The following is a 4785-nucleotide window of genomic DNA, read 5'->3' on the forward strand; positions in this document are numbered from 1 at the left end:
CAGAGTTGAGCATGTATTTGGTTCTATGGAAAATGAACAGGGAGGAATGTTCGTTCGAACTATTGGGCTTGCGCGCGCCAATGTTAAGGTTGGCATGATGAATTTGGTTTACAACATGCGCCGATTTGTCAGTTTATACAGTCGAATTACGCCCGCAGTATGAAGAGCGGGATAAAATGGCTATGAGTTTTACTTGGAATTACTATAAAACACACTAACTATCAATATTTATTGAATGAACTCAGTTTTACAACTAAAACTCAACTATAAAATAGCACTCCAATAGTTCGTAAATTTATCTCCGAATTTATAGAGGTTCCCTATTAAGGGTATATGATTTGAGCATGGAAGCTCAGGATATATGTAAGAAATACACTCTCCGGCCCGCTATCTGAAAAAATCCGCTGTTAATGACGTCGTTCGATTTCCAGCAATTAAGCCGGGCGGCGGAAAACCTATTCTTGTTGAGTTTATTTTGGAATCAAAATATTGTCTCCATTTCAAATTTGACTCGAGGGTTAAAACCTACTGCTCTTAACCGAGAATATTTAATGTATTTGTAGATGGTGAAGAACGGGAATACACACCAGATTTCGAAGTGCACTATGTACCAGACGCATGTAAATATGTTGAAGTTAAGCCTTTAAAGTGCTCTCAAGAAGAGCAGCACCAAACACTTTTCAGTAGCTTTGAAGCTTCATTTGAAAATCCTAATATGAGTTTTCTGTTGCTTGATGAGATGGAGGTTTCTCACCAACCTCTGCTGTCAAATTATGAAAAGCTATATCAGTATAGAAAGCGACTCACTCTGGATATGCGTAATTTATATCAGTTCGCTAAAAATGTAGGCAATGCGATGCCTGAATCCCTCCCCACACACAATGATTTTATGCAAGCCAAGCAGCAACTTTCGTTATTCAGAAAGTAACTGAAAAGTCTGATTGTTGAAATTAAGCTCGCGCATGGAGAAAGCCACGCCGTTTCATGTATTTCCAGTGACGCCCGTTTCTTGCGTAATTGAATTTGGGCGGGTGAGAATGCCAAAGTCAGATATACCATGGTTGATTTATGACCACCATGTGAAGACTTAGGAATTTGTTAAAGCTATTGAAGTGGAGGGTAATTTGTATGCTGGATAATCAAAGTAACGAAGTGCTGAAGAGCATTCTTGAAAAATTGAACTGCCCGAAAACGCTTACAAGAAGGCCGAAAAGCGGTATAAAGATATAGGTAAGTGGTTGCACCGGAGAGGCTCAAGCTGCCTTGAATATGACCCGCTTGTGTTCTCACAAGGCTCGTTCAGACTGGGAGCGGCAATCAAGCCAGATTCTGATGAAGAATATGGCATGGGCTGCAATCTACGACAAGGCTTGAGAAAGAGCCTCATCACGCAAGAACAGCCCAAAAATCATGTTGGTGATGAGCTGGAACTTTACCGTGAGGCGCGTGGTATCAAAAATGAGCTCACCGAGAAAAAACGTTGTTGGCGGCTAGAATACGCTGATGGATTGAGCTTTCACATGGATATAGTGCCGTGTATCCTCGAGAGTGAAAGGGGGAGGGGCATTCTGAAGAAGCGTATGGTTGAAAATTCATGCTTTGATGATGCACTTGCTCAAAGTGTGTCCGAGCTTGTGGTGTCGATCACGGATAGCACCGATCTTGGATATAGGGCTAATTGACAACTGGCGTATCAGTAATCCTGAAGGGCGCTGGTTCGAAACACGTAAAAGAACCGCGAAATCGATAATCACCGGGCGTGAGATGAGTTTTAAGGCCAGTATCGATAGCCTGCCTTACTATCAATGGAAAATGCGGTTGCAGCAGGCCATTCAGTTATTAAAGCGTCACCGCGATACGATGTTCAAGGGTAACGAGGGTAGTAAGCCAATTTCTGTGATGATCACTACTCTGTCTGCAAACGCTTATAACGGCGAGAGCAATCTGGTATCAGCTTTGAACAATATTTTGTCTCGAATGGCTAATTACATCAATGAATCTGTGGCATTAGTCGCGAACCATGAAAACCCTGCCAAGTCCATAGCAAAGAAATAGATTCTGTATTCTCTATACTACTCCTGTCATGGAAAGAAGCGTAATTCTTATGTCACTACCATCCAGTTATTGATCTGAGGCTATACTCTTATTTCATATTAGTTTTTATAGGTGTTTGACGAATGCTTTCTTTTGTCTGCTAATAGTTTATTTAAAGCGATGAAATCAATAAACATTTGTAATGTGAAAGTAGTCAATAGGTGGAATTATAGGGAGTGAAAATGAGGCAGAAGAGAAAATTTAGTTCTGCTAATTTTACTGATGGGGAATCTTCGGGGATACCGACGCTTTTTTCTGTAAGTGAACAGGGCCAAAAGCTTCTGGATGAAGTAAAGCGGTCTGGAAGCCGGGCCAGATTTGTTATTGATTTTGACGGGAATAATTTGCATGCTCATCTTGAGGCTACCCCAAAGATTCAGCAACTTGCTGTTGATCTTAAATTGCAATTTCGTTCAGAGTTAATTACGGATGGATATAATATCCGGGTTGTGGATTTCTCGAGGATACATGGTGTAGAAGCTGCTGATCTGGATAAGCTGGCTGAAGCACTGGAGTTGAAAAACGGAGCATCCGTGCTCGACCTGATGTGTGGCTACGGCGAGGTAAGTGCTCATGTCCTTGGTTACGCAAAAAGATCTGATATTTCTATAGATTTAAGCATGTGCGACCTGCATAAAACACAGCTGGATCGGATCCCACAGAATATCAAATCCCAGGTGTCCAATGTCACAATAGGAGATGCCCGTGATTTGCCCTACCCTGATGCACAGTTTGATGCCATAGCGATAAAAATGGGGATTCATGAGGTGCCGCAGATTGATCAGCCACTTATTTTTCAGCAGGTTTTTCGTGTTTTGAAGCCCGGAGGTAGGTTTGTGATTTGGGGAGTAATGTCAAATAGTGGACCTGAGCAGGATGCTTTCACTGAGCAAATACAAAAGAAAAATGAACTGCCTGGCTATGAGTCTCTTATTGTTGATCGCTATTTTACACGTGGTGAACAAATGCTCTGGCTTTTTAAGGAGGCAGGCTTCATCAATATAGAAGATATTTTCCAGGCACACTTCCATGAAAGTACTCTAGCTCGGCTCGACAGTGAGCTTGGTGGAGATAGACATAAATTGGAGGAGCTCAACGCTTTTGTTCGTCGATGTACCCCCGACTCTATTAGGAAGGAGGTTGATTTTAAAGATGAGGGGGACAGTATTTCTATGAAGATTCCAAACCGTATTTTCCGTGGCTTTAAACCGGAGTAAGCAATGCCATCACTTAAGATATTTCTGGATGGAAAAAAAGGAGTGACAGATGCCAACCTGGAAACCTTTGGGCAAGTAGTAATTCAGGGATTGGAGGCCAAAGGGGAGCGTGCAATGGTCTCAGTTATTATGGACGCAAGGGTCACTCCTTCCGGTTGCTATGTAGAACTGACCTGCCGTCACAAGCCCAATCGAACATCGAAGATGCGTAAGAAACTGGCAGAGCGACTGGATGAAACTGCACGAAGGATCTTCGGTATTGAACAACCAATACGTGTAAGAATTATTATGGTTGATGAGGATCTACTTTCTGGAGTTAATTAGAGTTTCAATACTGATTTAATAGGAGGGTTGATCTGTGGATGCTTATTCCGTGACTTGTTTTGCCTCCCTCCGGCACCGCCAAAGTTGAAAGGTTGCTAAAGGTTGGTTTAGCTTAGGGGATAATTAGATACTCTTTTGAGCACCTCTAAAAATTCACTGATTTTCGGTAAAATAGTCTGAACGCTCACTAGTAAAGGTTATTGTCAAATGCAGCCGAGTTTTTTCGGTCTTGATGACCGCCATCGCAAGCTAAATGAACGTGATCCACTGGTTGCTCTTCGTAAGTTGATTGACTGGGAGGACTTCCGGAGTACTTTGAATAAAATCCCCACACTTCCAAGAAAGAGTAATGCTGGAAGAAGACCCTTTGATAAGGTACTGATGTTCAAGGCACTTGTATTACAGCATTTATATAACCTATCGGATGATGATCTGGAATATCAGATACGCGATCGATTTTCATTTTGTCGATTTCTCAGCCTAAACCCGGAGGACCGAACTCCAGATGCCAAGACAATCTGGCTGTTTCGTGAACGGCTAGTAAAAGCAGGACTCATGAAGTCCCTCTTTATGGATTTCAATTGTTAGCTTGAGGCGCAGGGATACAAAGCTCAGAAAGGACAAATAATTGATGCCAGTTTTATCAATGCACCGAAGCAGCGGAATAGCCGAGAAGAGAACAAGGAAATCAGGGCAGGCAAGGTTTCAAAGCGAATTGAGCAAGTTCCAAACGTCAAGCGGCAGAAAGATCTTGATGCCCGCTGGACCAAGAAAAACAACGAGAGATACTATGGATATAAGGATTACGTCTGCGTAGAGAACAAGCACAAACTGATACGTGAATACGAAGTAACTTCTGCCGAAGTACATGATTCACAGGTTTTTACTGAATTACCGGGTGACAATAGCTCAAAAGATGTTTGGACGGACAGCGCCTATTACGGTGAGGAATGTGAGATCGCATTGAATGTAATGGGTTACCGTAGTCATGTGCATAAAAAAGGCTGTCGAGGCAAACCTCTTAGTGAGTGTGAAAAAGAAGTTAACCACCGTAAATCCAAAGTTTGGGCCAGAGTTGAGCATGTAATTGGTTCTATGGAAAATGAACAGGGAGGAATGTTCGTTCGAACTATTGGACTTGCGCGCGCCA

At 42.4% G+C, this 4785-nt stretch carries 7 protein-coding genes and 2 pseudogenes; all 9 read left to right on the plus strand.

The annotated features are described in order from the left end of the window. A pseudogene (locus tag ACCI49_RS23565) lies at window positions 1–163 on the plus strand (IS5/IS1182 family transposase); the annotation flags it as partial. A gap of 435 nt (window positions 164–598) precedes the next feature. Then, the gene (locus ACCI49_RS23570; protein ID WP_371841689.1) at window positions 599–928 is read left to right on the plus strand and encodes a hypothetical protein; all 330 of its coding nucleotides are present in this window, start codon (window positions 599–601) and stop codon (window positions 926–928) included. A gap of 16 nt (window positions 929–944) precedes the next feature. Continuing rightward, window positions 945–1091, plus strand: a complete 147-nt coding sequence (locus ACCI49_RS23575) for a hypothetical protein (RefSeq protein ID WP_503629709.1) — start codon at window positions 945–947, stop codon at window positions 1089–1091. Window positions 1092–1238: 147 nt separating this feature from the next. Continuing rightward, window positions 1239–1682, plus strand: coding sequence for a cyclic GMP-AMP synthase DncV-like nucleotidyltransferase (locus ACCI49_RS23580; RefSeq protein WP_371841690.1), 444 nt, complete (start codon window positions 1239–1241; stop codon window positions 1680–1682). Then, window positions 1663–2055, plus strand: a complete 393-nt coding sequence (locus tag ACCI49_RS23585; RefSeq protein WP_371841691.1) for a hypothetical protein — start codon at window positions 1663–1665, stop codon at window positions 2053–2055. The genes ACCI49_RS23580 and ACCI49_RS23585 overlap by 20 nt, the downstream gene beginning before the upstream one ends. A 221-nt stretch (window positions 2056–2276) precedes the next feature. Next, entirely contained in the window at window positions 2277–3311 is a 1035-nt protein-coding gene (locus ACCI49_RS23590; RefSeq protein ID WP_371841692.1) for a class I SAM-dependent methyltransferase, read from the plus strand. Between the two features lie 3 nt (window positions 3312–3314). Beyond that, window positions 3315–3635: a hypothetical protein gene (locus tag ACCI49_RS23595; RefSeq protein ID WP_371841693.1), complete on the plus strand. Its 321-nt coding sequence runs from the start codon at window positions 3315–3317 to the stop codon at window positions 3633–3635. Window positions 3636–3842: 207 nt separating this feature from the next. Next, complete coding sequence (locus ACCI49_RS23600; RefSeq protein ID WP_371841694.1) at window positions 3843–4223, plus strand: transposase; 381 nt, start codon at window positions 3843–3845, stop codon at window positions 4221–4223. 12 nt (window positions 4224–4235) lie between these two features. Further along, a pseudogene (locus ACCI49_RS23605) lies at window positions 4236–4785 on the plus strand (IS5 family transposase); the annotation flags it as partial.

This window comes from Microbulbifer epialgicus (assembly GCF_041447265.1).
Taxonomy (GTDB): domain Bacteria; phylum Pseudomonadota; class Gammaproteobacteria; order Pseudomonadales; family Cellvibrionaceae; genus Microbulbifer; species Microbulbifer epialgicus.